At 69.8% G+C, this 15,359-nt stretch carries 11 protein-coding genes and 1 rRNA gene; 9 read left to right on the top strand and 3 right to left on the bottom strand.

Translation table 11 applies throughout. The annotated features are described in order from the left end of the window. A 5S ribosomal RNA gene (gene rrf / locus AB0399_RS38080) occupies positions 1–93 on the top strand; the annotation flags it as partial. 79 nt (positions 94–172) lie between these two features. Here the strand turns inward: rrf and AB0399_RS38075 are convergent. Continuing rightward, a complete protein-coding gene (locus AB0399_RS38075) occupies positions 173–1,471 on the bottom strand; it encodes a hypothetical protein (RefSeq protein ID WP_366414395.1) in 1,299 nt (432 codons plus the stop codon). Positions 1,472–1,566: 95 nt separating this feature from the next. Here AB0399_RS38075 and mtnA point away from each other — a divergent pair, with 95 nt between their 5' ends. From mtnA to AB0399_RS38040, 7 genes are all read left to right on the top strand, one after another. Further along, complete coding sequence (mtnA, locus tag AB0399_RS38070) at positions 1,567–2,616, top strand: S-methyl-5-thioribose-1-phosphate isomerase (protein ID WP_329369005.1); 1,050 nt, start codon at positions 1,567–1,569, stop codon at positions 2,614–2,616. 135 nt (positions 2,617–2,751) lie between these two features. After that, positions 2,752–3,441, top strand: coding sequence for an MtrAB system response regulator MtrA (gene mtrA / locus AB0399_RS38065; protein WP_202233941.1), 690 nt, complete (start codon positions 2,752–2,754; stop codon positions 3,439–3,441). A 52-nt stretch (positions 3,442–3,493) separates the two neighbouring features. Then, positions 3,494–5,410: an MtrAB system histidine kinase MtrB gene (gene mtrB / locus AB0399_RS38060; protein WP_329374257.1), complete on the top strand. Its 1,917-nt coding sequence runs from the start codon at positions 3,494–3,496 to the stop codon at positions 5,408–5,410. Beyond that, positions 5,410–7,251, top strand: coding sequence for an LpqB family beta-propeller domain-containing protein (locus tag AB0399_RS38055; RefSeq protein WP_366414394.1), 1,842 nt, complete (start codon positions 5,410–5,412; stop codon positions 7,249–7,251). The genes mtrB and AB0399_RS38055 overlap by 1 nt, the downstream gene beginning before the upstream one ends. 76 nt (positions 7,252–7,327) lie before the next feature. Next, positions 7,328–8,212, top strand: coding sequence for a ComF family protein (locus AB0399_RS38050; RefSeq protein WP_366414393.1), 885 nt, complete (start codon positions 7,328–7,330; stop codon positions 8,210–8,212). Between the two features lie 296 nt (positions 8,213–8,508). Further along, the gene (raiA, locus tag AB0399_RS38045) at positions 8,509–9,201 is read left to right on the top strand and encodes a ribosome-associated translation inhibitor RaiA (protein WP_328464658.1); all 693 of its coding nucleotides are present in this window, start codon (positions 8,509–8,511) and stop codon (positions 9,199–9,201) included. Between the two features lie 132 nt (positions 9,202–9,333). After that, a complete protein-coding gene (locus AB0399_RS38040; RefSeq protein ID WP_329369012.1) occupies positions 9,334–10,071 on the top strand; it encodes a response regulator transcription factor in 738 nt (245 codons plus the stop codon). 173 nt (positions 10,072–10,244) lie between these two features. On the opposite strand, the gene AB0399_RS38035 is transcribed toward AB0399_RS38040, so the two are convergent. Together AB0399_RS38035 and AB0399_RS38030 are read right to left on the bottom strand one after the other, a co-directional pair. Next, positions 10,245–11,426, bottom strand: a complete 1,182-nt coding sequence (locus AB0399_RS38035) for a crosslink repair DNA glycosylase YcaQ family protein (RefSeq protein WP_366414392.1) — start codon at positions 11,424–11,426, stop codon at positions 10,245–10,247. Between the two features lie 90 nt (positions 11,427–11,516). After that, the gene (locus AB0399_RS38030; protein WP_329369016.1) at positions 11,517–12,104 is read right to left on the bottom strand and encodes a GNAT family N-acetyltransferase; all 588 of its coding nucleotides are present in this window, start codon (positions 12,102–12,104) and stop codon (positions 11,517–11,519) included. A gap of 262 nt (positions 12,105–12,366) precedes the next feature. On the opposite strand from AB0399_RS38030, the gene secA reads away from it, so the two are divergent. After that, positions 12,367–15,171: a preprotein translocase subunit SecA gene (secA, locus tag AB0399_RS38025; protein WP_329369018.1), complete on the top strand. Its 2,805-nt coding sequence runs from the start codon at positions 12,367–12,369 to the stop codon at positions 15,169–15,171. The last annotated feature ends 188 nt before the right edge of the window (positions 15,172–15,359 follow it).

Here is a 15,359-nt window from a genome sequence, read left to right as displayed (position 1 = left end):
ACGCCCGGTTACATTCCGAACCCGGAAGCTAAGCCTTTCAGCGCCGATGGTACTGCAGGGGGGACCCTGTGGGAGAGTAGGACACCGCCGAACAAATATTGAGCCTCGGCCCCCAGTTCCGACTGGGGGCCGAGGCTTTTTTGCGTTCTCCCAGCCTTTCGGCTGGGAGCGCTCAGTCCTGCTGGGCTGCCTTCGTCAGCTCGATGTCCAGCGACTCACGGCGAATTCGCTGGTCGATGTAGAGCAGAGTGACCGAGCCGGCGCTGATCGGCAGGGTGAACATCGAACCGATGACCGCACCGATACCGGTGATGATGAGGAATGTCCAACTGGGGTTGCTGTCGGAGTTGTAGAAGGACGAGAAGGACTCGTTCGTGAAGGCCGCTGACAGCAGCGTGAACGGCAACTCGATGATGGCCGACGCGATGTACGTGATGACGACGGTCAGGAGCTCCACCCCGAGGACACGCCACCAGGCGCCGCGAACGAGCTTGACCGAGCGCTTCATCGCGCCCACGATGCTCTGGTTCTCCAGCATCAGCGCCGGAGGCGCCAGACTCAGCAGAATCCACAGCCAGACCATCAACACCATGCCCGCACAAGCGCCGAGTACGGCCAGTGCCGCGCCGCCGTCCGACGAACCCGCCGCAGCGACAAGGATTCCCGGCAGCACGGTGACGACGAGTACCGCGATGTAGAGGAAGACGAGCAGGAACGAGAGGCCGATGAGCCGGCCCACCCGAGGACGGGCCTCGCGCCAAGCCTCGCCGACCGACACCGTACGACCGAGCGTCGCGCGGCTGGTGACCATGGTGAGCATGGCCGTGGCGGTGAGCACTCCGAGCGCGGCGATGATCGCGGTGAGTCCCAGTCCGGCGTAAGCGTCGCGTAGCGCGTGCAGGACGTCGTGTGCGCTCGGGTGATCGTTGTTCTCGATCTTCTGGATGCTGCTGTTGTCGGTGAACAGGCCCTCGACAACGACGGCGATGGCTTGCGTGACGAGGGCGACGGCGAAGGTGACGCTGAGGATGGCTCGCCAGTGGCGTCGCAGCGTGGCGATGGAGCCGTTGAGGATCTCACCGACGTCCAGAGGACGCAGCGGGATGACGCCGGGTTGAGGAGCGGCCGGCCTGGTCCAGGGGCCCTGCTGCTGCCAGCCGTTGGGCGGGGGAGGGCCGCCCCAGCGTGGTCCGCCCTGTGCCGGAGGCAGCGGAGGGCGGCTGCCCTGCGGTGGTGTCCAGCGGGCCCAACCCGTGGTGTTGGCCGGTGGCTGCTGAGGGGACCAGCCGGGATGCGTATCGGGATGCTGCGGCAGAGCTTGCGGCGGTACAGGTGGTACAGGCCGATCAGCTGTCTGACTCTGCACAGGGCGTTCGGGTGTCGCCGACGGGGCGGGGTCGGGACCGGTGCCGCCGTCCGGCTCGGGGGAGTCGGAGGGTCCGGGCGTCGTAGAGCCCGGAGTGTTGGTCATCGGAGGTTGCCCCTCTTCGTGTTGCTCGGCTGGTTCAAGCCGCCATCGTGCCATGGGCTGACGCCAACACGGTTTGGCAGGGCAGACTGAGAGATATGGGTGATCACATCACGCGACCTGAGAACGGCTTCATTCCCGCGTTGCGATGGGAGGAACCGCCCGAGGGGCCGGTACTGGTACTGCTCGACCAGACCCGACTACCTCAGGAGGAAGTCGAGTTGGCCTGCACGGACGTGCAGGGGCTCGTGGGCGCGATCGGCGCGCTCGTCGTACGGGGAGCCCCCGTGCTGGGGTTGGCCGGAGCGTACGGTGTCGCGCTGGCGGCGGCGCGCGGATACGACGTGGAGGACGCGGCCGAGTCGCTCGCGCAGGCTCGCCCGACAGCGGTCAACCTCGGATACGGAGTGCGTCGGGCGCTTGCCGCCTACCGCAAGGCCGCGCCGGACCAGGCCGCGGCCGCGGCACTGGCGGAGGCGCGGGCGTTGCACGCCGAGGACGCCGCCGCGAGCGACGCGATGGCACGCCATGGCGGGCAGTTGCTGACCGAACTCGTGCCCGGCGGCGGCTACCGGGTTCTGACGCACTGCAACACCGGTGCCTTGGTGTCAGGCGGCCAGGGCACCGCGCTCGGCGTGGTGCTGGCAGCCCACCGGGCCGGGGAACTGCGGCGGTTGTGGGTGGACGAGACCCGGCCGCTGCTCCAGGGCGCGAGGTTGACCGCTTATGAGGCGGCGCGGGCGGGAATGCCGTACACGCTGCTCTCGGACAGCGCCGCGGGCTCGCTGTTCACGGCAGGAGAAGTCGACGCGGTGCTGGTGGGCGCGGACCGGATCGCGGCGGACGGTGCGACGGCGAACAAGGTCGGCACTTATCCCCTTGCGGTGCTGGCGCGCTACCACCACGTGCCGTTCATCGTCGTGGCGCCGACGACGACGGTCGACCTGGATACACCGGACGGAGCGTCGATCGAGGTCGAGCAGCGGTCGAGCAGCGAGGTGACCGACCTGGCGCCTTCTCCGCTGGGCACTCAGGCCTACAATCCCGCTTTCGACGTGACGCCGCCGGAGTTGATCACCGCGATCGTGACGGAGAACGGAGTGGTCTCGCCGGTGACGGCGGAGACGCTGGCAGCCGTGTGCCGGTAAGGTCACCTGGCGGTCGCGGCACAAGTTATCCACAGGCTGTCACAGGGGGACAGCGCAACTGCGTACAACCATGGAGAATGGTTGCGTAGCGTGACCTCGATCACCAAAGGTCACCGGTATCGATATGCAAATGGGATGATGGTCGGTATGAAGGGACGAGTCCTGGTCGTCGACGACGACACCGCGCTGTCAGAGATGCTCGGCATCGTGCTGCGTGGGGAGGGTTTCGAGCCGTCGTTCTGCGCCGACGGCGACAAAGCGCTTGCTGCTTTTCGGGAGGCCAAGCCTGATCTTGTGCTGCTGGACCTGATGCTGCCCGGAAGGGACGGCATCGATGTGTGCCGGCAGATCCGGGCTGAGTCCGGTGTGCCGATCGTGATGCTCACGGCGAAGAGCGACACGGTGGATGTGGTGGTCGGCCTGGAGTCCGGGGCGGACGACTACGTCATCAAGCCGTTCAAGCCCAAGGAGCTGGTGGCGCGGGTGCGGGCGCGGCTGCGGCGTGCCGAGGAGCCGACACCTGAGCAGCTTGCGATCGGGGATCTGCTGATCGATGTCGCCGGGCACTCGGTGAAGCGTGGCGGTCAGCCGATCGCGCTGACTCCGTTGGAGTTCGATCTTCTGGTCGCGCTTGCCCGCAAGCCGTGGCAGGTGTTCACACGTGAGGTGCTGCTGGAGCAGGTCTGGGGCTATCGCCACGCGGCGGACACACGGCTGGTGAATGTGCACGTGCAGCGGCTGCGGTCGAAGGTGGAGCAGGACCCGGAGCGTCCGGAGATCGTCGTGACCGTTCGCGGTGTCGGCTACAAGGCAGGACCGGGCTGACATGTGCGCGTCGTACGAGCGTGAGCGCTTGGAGAGCCGGCTGGCCGATCCGATGCAGGGGCTGCTGCCGGTGATCCGCTCGTTCGTGCGCTGGGCGCGGCGTCCGCTGCAGCCGGCGGTGCGGCTGTGGCGGCGCAATCTTCAGCTCCGGGTGGTCGCCTTCACGTTGCTGATGTCGGTGGGCGTTGTGCTGCTGCTCGGCTTCGTGGTCATCGGCCAGGTGCAGAACGGGCTGCTCGACGCGAAGGAGAAGGCGGCGACGAACCAGGCGACCGGCGGTTTCTCCATTGCGCAGGACATGGCGGACAAGGGCAGCCAGACCCAGCAGGCGTCCGGCTCCGGTGCTGCGCAGGGCCGGGTCGACTCGGGGACATGGCTGAACAGCCTGGTCCAGCAGTTCGCCAGTGGCGGTAAGGGCGTGTACTGGATCGTCGCGCTCAGCCCTGGGCGGGGCGACGATCCGCCCTTCGCCGGGGGCAACGCGGGCAGCGTGCGCGGACCGCGTGGCTCAGGCAGCGTGCTGCCGGACGAGAGCATCCCGAAGTCGCTGAGCGACGCGGTGCGCAGCCATCCCGGCGCGCTCAAGCAGTACACGATGGTCAAGACCGACGACGGTCACAAGCCGCGGCCGGCGTTGGCGGTGGGCAAGCGGCTGACGGACATCAACGGGAACACCTACCAGCTGTACTACCTGTTCCCGTTCGACCAGGAGGAGAAGACCCTCGGGCTGGTCAAGGGCACGCTGGCCACCGCGGGGATATTCGTGGTGGTGCTGCTCGGCGCGATCGCGTGGCTGGTGACGCGGCAGGTGGTCACGCCGGTGCGGATGGCCGCCGGAATCGCCGAGCGACTGGCGGCCGGGCGGCTCCAGGAACGGATGCAGGTCACCGGGGAGGACGACATCGCCCGGCTCGGCGAGTCGTTCAACAAGATGGCGCAGAACCTCCAGGTCAAGATTCAGCAGCTGGAGGACCTGTCGCGGATGCAGCGCCGCTTCGTCTCCGATGTGTCGCACGAGCTGCGGACACCGTTGACGACGGTGCGGATGGCGGCCGACGTCATCCACGACGCCCGGACGGACTTCGATCCGGTCACGGCGCGCTCCGCGGAACTGCTGCAGAACCAGTTGGACCGGTTCGAGTCCCTGCTGTCCGACCTGCTGGAGATCAGCAGGTTCGACGCCGGCGCCGCGGACCTGGCCGCCGAGCCGATAGACCTGCGGGACGTGGTGCGCCAGGTCGTCGATGCCGCCGAGCCTCTCGCGGACCGCAAGGGCACCCGTGTGATCATCCGCGGCGACGCGCAGCCGGTGATCGCGGAGGCCGACGCCCGCCGGGTGGAGCGCGTGCTGCGCAACCTGGTGGTCAACGCGATCGAGCACGGCGAGGGCCGAGACGTGGTGGTCCGGTTGGCGACGGTCGACGGCGCCGTCGCGGTGGCGGTGCGGGATTACGGCGTGGGCTTGAAACCGGGCGAGGCGACTCGGGTGTTCAACCGCTTCTGGCGGGCGGACCCGGCGCGTGCGCGTACCACCGGTGGCACCGGACTGGGTCTCTCCATCGCGGTGGAGGACGCCCGGCTGCACGGCGGGTGGTTGCAGGCGTGGGGCGAGCCGGGTGGCGGTTCGCAGTTCCGTATGACGCTTCCTCGTACCGCGGGGGACAGCCTGCGCGGTTCGCCGATCCCGCTGGAACCCGACGACTCGCGCCGCAACCGGGGGCTGAACTCCTCGGGTCTGCCGGCCAAGGCGGGGACGTCGGTGCCGGTGCCGCGTACGGGCTCGCCGGGTGGTACTTCAGGTGACGGTGTCGTGGTGCGGCAGGCCACTGCGCGTGGACCGCAACTGCCGTCGATGCCGCTGGTGCCCAAGGCGTCGACCCGGCCGCCGGTGGCGGACCCCGCGGCGCTTCCGGGCAGCGGCGCGCGGGTCGTGGAGCGTAGGGAAACCATGCGGGAGGACGACGTCTGATGGGTGTGATGGGGGGCGGCCGGGGGCGGCTGCTGCCGCGAGGGTTGCCGGCGCTGTTCGCGGCGCTGCTGCTGGCCGGCTGCGCCTCGATGCCCAGCAGCGGCGAGGTGCGCAAGGTCAGCGAGGGCCAGCGCGCGGACTCCGACTCGCAGGTGCGGGTCTTCGGCATCGCGCCGAGTCCGGGCGAGAGCGCCTCCGACATCGTCAACGGGTTCCTGGAAGCGACGACCAGCAGCGAGTCGGACTTCGTCACCGCGCAGAAGTACCTCTCCAAGCAGGAGCGGCACCGTTGGAAGCCGAACACGGGGATCACCGTGTTCTCGGGGGAGCTGACCCCTCGCGAGGTGGGCGGCAGCGGCCGCAAGGAGGGATACACCACGGTCACCCTGTCGGCGACGAAGGCGGCCGTTGTGGACACCAAGCACGCGTACCAGCCGGACCACGGCCCGTTCAGCACGTCGTTCCACCTGGTCAAGGAGAACAACCAGTGGAGGATCGACGGCCTTGAGAACGGCCTGGTGCTGTCCGACCTGGACTTCCAGCGGATATACCACTCGGTGAACATGTACTACTTCGCCAAGCTCGGACCGGACGGGCATCCGGCCGGCGGTAGCAGCAACGCGACGCTGGTCGCCGACCCTGTGTACCTGCGTATCCAGAACGACCCGCTGGTGTCGACGGTCTCGGCGCTGCTGGGCGGGCCCACCGACTGGCTGTCGCCTGTCGTCACCACCGCGACACCCGCCGGGACGAAGCTGGAGGACAAGGGCCCGGACCACGGGGTGTCGCTGGACGACTCGCAGCAGCTTCAGGTCCGGCTCGACCACAGCGCTGACGGACTGCGCGGGCAGCGCTGCACCGAGCTGGCCGCGCAGCTCTTCGCCACCGTCCAGGCGCAGGCGTCCGCGCAGTTGGCGTCGGCCGAGGTGGACCATGCGGATGGTTCCACCGCGTGCAAGCTGCCGAGCGGGGAAGCCCTCAGCTACGGCCCCGAGAACCTGGTCGGCGCCAACCCGCGGCCCTACTTCGTCGAAGCCGACAGCCAGCACCGGCTGCTGGAGCTGACCGACGACGGCAAGGGCAGCACACCGAAGGCGACACCGGTGCCCGGCCCGTTCGGCTCCAGCAAGGCGTACCTGGACTCGGTGGCGGTGCGCAGGGACCAGGAGGCGGCCGCAGGCGTGCGCTCCGACGGCCGTGAACTGGTGGTCGCGTCGCTCGTCGCCGGCCAGACCTTCGGCAAACCGGTGGTGACCAGCAAGGTCAGGGACGGGCTGAGCGCACCGAGCTGGGACGGCTTCGACGACTTGTGGGTGGCCGACCGTGATCAGGACGCTCCGAAGCTGATGGTGTTGCCCAACGGCACCGGCGAGCCGATCGAGGTGCCGGTGCCGGACCTCGACGGCCGGATTCAGTCGCTGCGGGTGGCCTCGGACGGGGTGCGGATCGCCTTGGTGGTGCAGCAGGGCAGCGGTACCCGCCTGATGCTCGGCCGGATCGTCCGGGAGGGCACTGCGCAGCACCCGGAGTTCTCGGTCGACAGCCTGCGCTCCCTGACACCCGCGGGAGAACACATGACGTCCGTGTCGTGGGCCGGTGCCAGCAAGCTCGTGGTGCTCGACACCGAGCCCGGCGGAGCCCAGCAGATCGAGTACATCAGCTCGGACGGCTCGGCCGGGTCCCTGCCGCAGGGCGTCAGCGAGGCCACGTCCGTCGCCTCCTCGGAGAACCAGGCGATGCCCCTGCTCGCCTCGTACAACGGCAGGGTCTACGAACTGCCCACCGACTCGAACTGGAAGCAGGTCTCGCCGAAGGGCAGCAATCCCGTCTATCCCGGCTGACCTGTGGGGATCGAGTTATCCACAGCCACGAAAGAGTGACTGGCAGCGGACTTGCCGCAAGGCGCAAAGTTGAGTCATGCGGGGCTGGTGGAGGGAGATCACCGGGTTGGTCCTCCCGGTGGACTGCGCGGGCTGCGGGAGTCCGCGGACGGAGCTGTGCGAGCGGTGCCATGGGCTGCTGGGCGGAGCGGCCACAGCACGGCGCGTACGTCCGTCACCCGAGCCGCCGGGGCTGCCACCGGTCTACGCGGCGGGCCGGTACGGCGACGAGGTGCGGGCTGTCGTCCTCGCGCACAAGGAGCGCGGCGCCCTGGGCCTCGCCCGGCCGCTGGGAGAGGCACTGGCGGGAGCGGTCGTCCGGGCGACCGGTCCCATCGGCGCCTTGCCCGGCCCAGCCGTCCCGCATGCGGTCGGCCACCGCTGGAACCTGCCTGGACGGGCTCCAGCGGCAGCCGACGCCGACCACGGGTCCCGCCTCGGCCTGTGGCCGGTCCTCCACGGCCTGGAGGTGCCTCGCACCGCCCTGCGAGGCACTCCCGGGTCACCGGTACCGAGACCGGCGTCGCAGCGCGGCCCGCTGCTGCTGGTGCCCGTGCCCTCGTCTCGCCGGGCGGTTGCCCAGCGGGGGCACGACGCCACCGCCCGGATCGCCCGGTCGGCGGCCCGCGAGTTGAGGCGGCAGGGCGTGCCGGCCCGGGCGGCGGCCGTGTTGCGGCAGCGGCGACCGGTCGCCGACCAGTCCGAGCTGAGCGCGGACGGGAGGTTGGCGAACCTCTGCGGCGCGGTGGCGGCCGCGGGCAGCGCCGTGCCCCTGCTGGCGGCGGCTCCGGTGGTGCTCGTGGACGACCTCATGACCACCGGGGCGTCACTCGCGGTGGCGGCCGGTGCCGTGGCCGCGGTCGGCGGCTGGGTCGCCGGCGCCGCGGTGGTCGCCGGACCGCACGATTCTCGGATCGACTGATTTGCGCATCGATGCAGGTGGCCATGGTGGGGATTCATCCGAACGGAGGTAAGCCTGCGCTGAGGATGCCGAGACGCACACTCCGGGACTATGTTCGGGAGAGAGGGAAGCGAACACCGGGGGTGTTGATCTTCCCTGTGGGGCAGAAGGAGGTGAAAGCCGCAGCTTCGCGGTATCCGGATCAGCCCGGGTGGCGGAGCGGCAGCTAACGCAGCGCCGGCAGGGACTGGCACCCGCGCCGGCCTCATGAAAGGGATTGCCCCTGGTCACGGGGGCGGTCCGGAACGGAGTTCTGCGTGGACATCGTCGTCAAAGGCCGCAAGACCGAGGTGCCCGAGAGGTTCCGGAAGCACGTGGCCGAGAAACTGGACAAGATCCAGAAGCTCGACGGCAAGGTGATCAGCCTCGACGTCGAGGTGTCCAAGGAGCTCAACCCCCGGCAGGCGGACCGCAGCGACCGGGTGGAGATCACGCTGAACACCCGCGGCCCCGTGGTGCGCGCGGAGGCTGCCGCCGCGGACCCGTACGCCGCGCTGGATGTGGCGGTCACGAAGCTGGAAGCCCGGCTGCGGAAGGCCGCGAGCAAGCGGCACACCCGCCGGGGCAACGGCCGTACGCCCGCCGCCGAGGTGGCCGAGAACGTGCCGGGCGCCGCGCGGATCAACGGGGACGGCACGCTCGTCGCCGATCAGCTGGTCGACGGAGAAGTGCCCACAACCCGGTTCGGGCCGCTGGAGGTCCACGGCGAAGGCCCGCTCGTGGTCAGGGAGAAGACCCACGCCGCGGCACCGATGGCGCTGGACCAGGCGCTGTACGAGATGGAGTTGGTCGGGCACGACTTCTACCTGTTCGTCGACAGCGAGACCAAGCAGCCGAGCGTGGTCTACCGACGGCAGGGCTACGACTACGGCGTGATCCATCTCAACGCGGACGAGTCGGGTGCGGCGTCGCCGGCCGGGGCCGGCGACGCGCTGCACCACGGCGTCTGACCTCGCGGGCCTGCGAAGGGCCTGTGGCGAGTAAGGAGCGTCGAATGCCCCCGGGTGCGTCCGGGGGCGTCGGCGCGCCGGGACGTGAAATGCTGGGCCAGTGGTCAACTCTGGTCTGACGGGGAGGAATTGATGCCGGACTTCGAGCACGGGTCGCCCGGCGAACGAGGCCCGGTGCTGTACGGCGAACCGTCCGGTCCGCCCCGTGCGGAGCCGATTCGGGTACTCGTGGTCGACGACCACGCGCTGTTTCGGCGGGGCCTGGAGATCGTGCTCGCGCAGGAGGAGGACATCCAGGTCATCGGCGAGGCCGGAGACGGCGCCGAGGCCGTGGAGAAGGCCGCCGACCTGCTCCCGGACATCGTGCTGATGGACGTCAGGATGCCGCGGCGCGGGGGGATCGAGGCGTGCACCTCGATCAAGGAGGTCGCGCCCAGCGCCAAGATCATCATGCTGACGATAAGCGATGAGGAAGCCGACCTCTACGAGGCGATCAAGGCCGGCGCGACGGGCTACCTGCTGAAGGAGATCTCCACCGACGAGGTGGCGACCGCGATCCGCGCGGTCGCCGACGGGCAGTCGCAGATCAGCCCCTCGATGGCGTCGAAGCTGCTCACCGAGTTCAAGTCGATGATCCAGCGCACCGACGAGAAGCGGCTGCTTCCGGCGCCCAAGCTCACCGACCGCGAGTTGGAGGTGCTCAAGCTGGTGGCCACCGGCTTGAACAACCGGGACATCGCCAAGCAGTTGTTCATCAGCGAGAACACCGTGAAGAACCACGTCCGCAACATCCTGGAGAAACTCCAGCTCCACTCCCGCATGGAGGCCGTGGTCTACGCGATGCGGGAGAAGATCCTGGAGATCCGCTAGGCCGTGTTTTGGAAGTGGCGCCGTCCGCCCAAAGGGCGGGGCCCGTGGCGTCTGGTGCGTGCGATCGCAAGGCGGAGGGTTGTCCTCGTAGTGGGCCTACTCGGACAAGCCCGACAACGAAGCGAGCGTGCGTATCAGGCGCCACGGGCCAGGCGGGACTTCCAAAACACGGCCTAGCCCTGGCCGCGGGCGAGGGCGGCGGTCAGAGGGGCGCGCAGGGACTCGGGCAGGACGCGTTCGGCCCGGGTCCGGGTGCAGCCGACCCAGCCGGCGGCCTCGGTGAGGGCGTCCGCAGCGGGCTGGACGGCCTTGGGGCCGTCCAGGGTGACCTGGCGTGCGACCAGGGTCTGTCCCTCCCGGGCAGGGTCCACCCGGCCCACCAGCCGGCCGCCCGCCAGCAGCGGCATCGCGAAGTAGCCGTGCACGCGTTTCGGCTTGGGGGTGTATGCCTCCAGGCGGTGGGTGAAGCCGAAGATCCGCTCGGTGCGCGGGCGGTCCCAGATCAGGGAGTCGAAGGGCGACAGCAGCGTGGTGCGGTGCCGGCCGCGCGGCGGGGCGGCGAGCGCGGCCGGGTCGGCCCAGGCGGGCTTGCCCCAGCCCTCGACCTCGACCGGGACCAGCCCGGTGGAGTCCAGCACCGCCGCGACCTGCTCGCCCTTGAGGCGGTGGTAGTCCGCAAGATCCGCCCGGGTGGCGACGCCCATGGCCGCACCCGCCTGCGCGACCAGGCGCCGTACGCACTCGGTGTCGTCGATGTCGTCGTGCAGCAGGGTGTCGGGCACGGCGCGCTCCGCGAGGTCGTAGACGCGCTTCCAGCCGCGGCGCTGCGTGCAGACCACCTCACCGGTGTCCAGCAGCCACTCCACCGCGATCTTCGTCTCGGACCAGTCCCACCACGGGCCGCCGTTCTTCGCGCCGCCGAGCTCGGTGGAGGTCAGCGGACCGTCGATCTTCAGGCGGTCCAGCACGGCCGCGCAGGAGCGTTCGGCGTCCTCGAGGATGTGCCAGCGGTGGCCGCGGGCGCGGCGGGCCCGGCGGCGGAAGGCGAAGTGCGGCCACTCCTCGATGGGCAGGATGCAGGCGGCGTGCGACCAGTACTCGAAGGCGTGGCCGTCGGACCAGTACGCCTCCTCCACCGCGTCGCGGCCGACCGCCCCCAGGCGCGCGTAGGGGATCAGTTCGTGCGACCTGGCCAGTACCGAGATGGTGTCGAGCTGGACCGCGCCGAGGGACCGCAGCACGCCCCGGGTCCCCGACCGCCGGTCCGGCGCCCCCAGGAGGCCCTGCGCCCGAAGGGCGATCCTGCGGGCTTCGTCGGCGGACAGGGTCAGCTCGGGTGACGGCAGGAGAGTCATGACGGCCAGCGTAGAACCGGCCACTGACAGTCGGCTGTGACCAGCGGATTCACTCGTTCCGGCGACTTCTCCCGCGGCGGTGGGCAGCCGCTACTTCGCGTACGGGAGGTACGGCAGTTGCGACGGGCGGTCCCAGTCCGAAGGGAGCAGGGAACCGCTCCACGCGTCCCGCCGGGTGCCTTCGTGGACGACCCGCGAGCGTACGGTGCCCTCCATGGCGAACCCGAGTCTCAGGGCGACCGCGCGGGAGGCTTCGTTGCCGGCCTCCGCGAACCATTCCAGGCGTTCGACACCCAGGGCGTCGAAGGCCCAGGTGCACACCGCTCGTGCCGCCTCCACCGTGTAGCCCTTGCCGCGCTGGTGCTTCGCCGTCCAGTAGCCGAGCTCGGCCTGGCGCTGCGGGGCGGCCAGGTGCTGGAGGCGGACCAGGCCCATCGAGCTGACCAGGGCGCCTTCGTCGCGCGTGAAGACGCCGAAGTTGTACATGGTGTCGTCGCGCCAGCCGTCCGCGCACACGACGTCGATGAAGTGGTCGGCGTGCTCGCGCGGATACGGCGAGGGAACGGATGTCCAGCGCGGAATCTCAGGGTCCTGACAGGCGGCGTACAGGGCGTCGCCGTCACGCGGTTCCAGGGCCCGCAGGAGGAGGCGCTTTGTGGTGAGAACAGGTGTTTCCATGGCGGGCGCGCACCTTTCCGGCGGACTTTCCGGCAGGGGTGCCGGGCCCCCGTTGCGGCCGCATATCGGGCGGCGGGAGGACTGCGGCCGAGTATCCCGGACCCCTCGGCGCGGGGGAAAACCGTTTTGCCGCTGCCGGGCCTCCCGGGCCGCTGGTGTCCTCGCTTACGATGGCCGTTGCAGCAGGGCCAGGCAGACAGGACCCGCGCTGTGCCCCGCGCGGGAATTCGCGCCAGGCCCGACCGGCAAGGAGTCAGCCTACGTGTCCGTCATCAGCAAGATCATGCGTGCAGGTGAAGGCAAGATCCTGCGCAAGCTGCACCGCATCGCGGACCAGGTCAATTCCGTCGAAGAGGACTTCGTCGAGCTCACCGACGCCGAGTTGCGGGCACTCACCGACGAATTCAAGCAGCGCTACGAAGACGGGGAGTCGCTGGACGACCTGATGCCCGAGGCGTTCGCCGCGGTCCGCGAGGCGGCCAAGCGCGTCCTCGGCCAGCGCCACTACGACGTGCAGATCATGGGCGGTGCGGCCCTGCACCTCGGCTATGTCGCCGAGATGCGCACCGGCGAGGGCAAGACCCTGGTCGGCACCCTTCCCACGTACCTCAACGCGATCTCCGGCAAGGGCGTTCACCTGATCACGGTCAACGACTACCTCGCCGAGCGCGACTCGGAGTGGATGGGCCGGGTGCACAAGTTCCTCGGCCTGAGCGTCGGCTGCATCCTGGCGAACATGACCCCGGCCGAGCGCCGCGAGCAGTACAACTGCGACATCACCTACGGCACCAACAACGAGTTCGGCTTCGACTACCTGCGCGACAACATGGCGTGGTCGAAGGACGAGTTGGTCCAGCGCGGCCACAACTTCGCGGTGGTCGACGAGGTCGACTCGATCCTGGTGGACGAGGCGCGTACCCCGCTGATCATCTCCGGCCCCGCCGACCAGGCCACGAAGTGGTACAGCGACTTCGCCCGCCTGGTGAAGCGGCTCACCCGCGGCGAGGCGGGCAGCCTCGGCAAGGAGGAGACCGGCGACTACGACGTGGACGAGAAGAAGCGCACCGTCGCCATCCACGAGTCCGGCGTCAGCAAGGTCGAGGACTGGCTGGGCATCGACAACCTCTACGAGTCGGTGAACACCCCGCTCGTCGGTTATCTGAACAACGCCATCAAGGCCAAGGAGCTCTACAAGAACGACAAGGACTACGTCGTCATCGACGGCGAGGTCATGATCGTCGACGAGCACACCGGCCGTATTCTCGCCGGCCGCCGCTACAACGAGGGCATGCACCAGGCGATCGAGGCGAAGGAAGGGGTGGACATCAAGGACGAGAACCAGACGCTCGCCACGATCACCCTGCAGAACTTCTTCCGCCTGTACGACAAGCTCAGCGGGATGACCGGTACGGCGATGACCGAGGCCGCCGAGTTCCACCAGATCTACAAGCTGGGCGTCGTGCCGATCCCGACCAACCGCCCGATGCAGCGGATGGACAAGCCCGACCTGATCTACCGCACGGAGGAGGCGAAGTTCGCCGCCGTCGTGGAGGACATCGTCGAGAAGCACGAGAAGGGCCAGCCGGTCCTGGTCGGCACCGTCTCCGTCGAGAAGTCCGAGTACCTGTCCGCGCAGCTGTCCAAGCGGGGCATCCCGCACGAGGTGCTCAACGCCAAGCAGCACGACCGTGAGGCGACCATCGTCGCCCAGGCCGGGCGCAAGGGCGCGGTCACCGTCGCCACCAACATGGCCGGCCGCGGTACCGACATCAAGCTCGGCGGCAACCCCGACGACCTCGCCGAGGCGGAGCTGCGCCAGCGCGGCCTGGACCCGGTCGAGCACGTCGAGGAGTGGGCCGCGGCCCTGCCCGAGGCGCTGGAGCGCGCCGAGGAGGCGGTCAAGGCCGAGTTCGAGGAGGTCAAGGACCTCGGCGGGCTGTACGTCCTGGGCACCGAGCGGCACGAGTCGCGCCGGATCGACAACCAGCTGCGCGGCCGCTCCGGCCGCCAGGGAGACCCGGGTGAGTCCCGCTTCTACCTCTCCCTCGGCGACGACCTGATGCGGCTGTTCAAGGCGCAGATGGTCGAGCGCGTGATGTCCATGGCCAACGTGCCCGACGACGTGCCGATCGAGAACAAGATGGTGACCCGGGCGATCGCGTCCGCCCAGTCGCAGGTCGAGCAGCAGAACTTCGAGATCCGCAAGAACGTCCTGAAGTACGACGAGGTGCTCAACCGCCAGCGCGAGGTGATCTACGGCGAGCGCCGCCGCGTCCTGGAGGGCGAGGACCTCCAGGAGCAGGTGCAGCACTTCATGGACGACACCATCGACGCGTACATCGACGCCGAGACGCGCGAGGGCTTCGCCGAGGACTGGGACCTGGACCGGCTGTGGGGCGCCTTCAAGCAGCTCTACCCGGCGAAGGTCACCGTCGACGAGCTGGAGGAGGCGGCCGGCGACCGCGCGGGTATCACCGCCGAGTTCATCGCCGAGTCGGTCAAGGACGACATCCACGAGCAGTACGCCGAGCGGGAGAAGCAGCTCACCGAGGACATCATGCGCGAGCTGGAGCGGCGCGTGGTGCTGTCGGTGCTCGACCGCAAGTGGCGTGAGCACCTCTACGAGATGGACTACCTCCAGGAGGGCATCGGGCTGCGTGCCATGGCGCAGCGCGACCCGCTGGTGGAGTACCAGCGCGAGGGCTTCGACATGTTCACCGCCATGATGGACGGCATCAAGGAGGAGTCCGTCGGCTACCTGTTCAACCTGGAGGTCCAGGTGGAGCAGCAGGTCGAGGAGGTGCCGGTGACGGACGAGGTGCAGGACGCGCCGCCGTCGCTGGTCAAGCAGCCCGAGATCCGCGCGAAGGGCCTGGAAGCGCCCAAGCGGGCGGACCGGCTGCACTTCTCCGCCCCGTCGGTCGACGGTGAGGGCGGCGTCGTGGAGGGCGAGTTCGAGGAGGCGGGCGTCTCCGGGGGCGCTGCCGGCGCCGCCGACGAGGAGGCCGGCACGACCCGCGCGGAGCGCCGCAAGGCCGCCAAGGGCGGTCGCCGCCGCAAGAAGTAGGCAGCGAGGCAAGCAGCGCCGCCGCACGCGGCGGCGTCGTACCACCGGCTCGGGGGGGGGGCGGGGCGGGCCGGGCCCCGGCGCGCCCCCGCGCCCGGGCCCCCCGCGCCCCCCGCCCCCCCCGCCCCGGCCCCCGCGGCCCCCGCCCCCGCCCCCGCCCCCCCCCCGCCCCCCCCCCCCCCCCCCGG

The organism is Streptomyces sp. NPDC088194 (assembly GCF_040702025.1).
Taxonomy (GTDB): Bacteria; Actinomycetota; Actinomycetes; order Streptomycetales; family Streptomycetaceae; genus Actinacidiphila.
The sequence above is the reverse complement of the archived record's forward strand: the minus strand, read 5'-3'. Positions and strand labels throughout refer to the sequence as shown.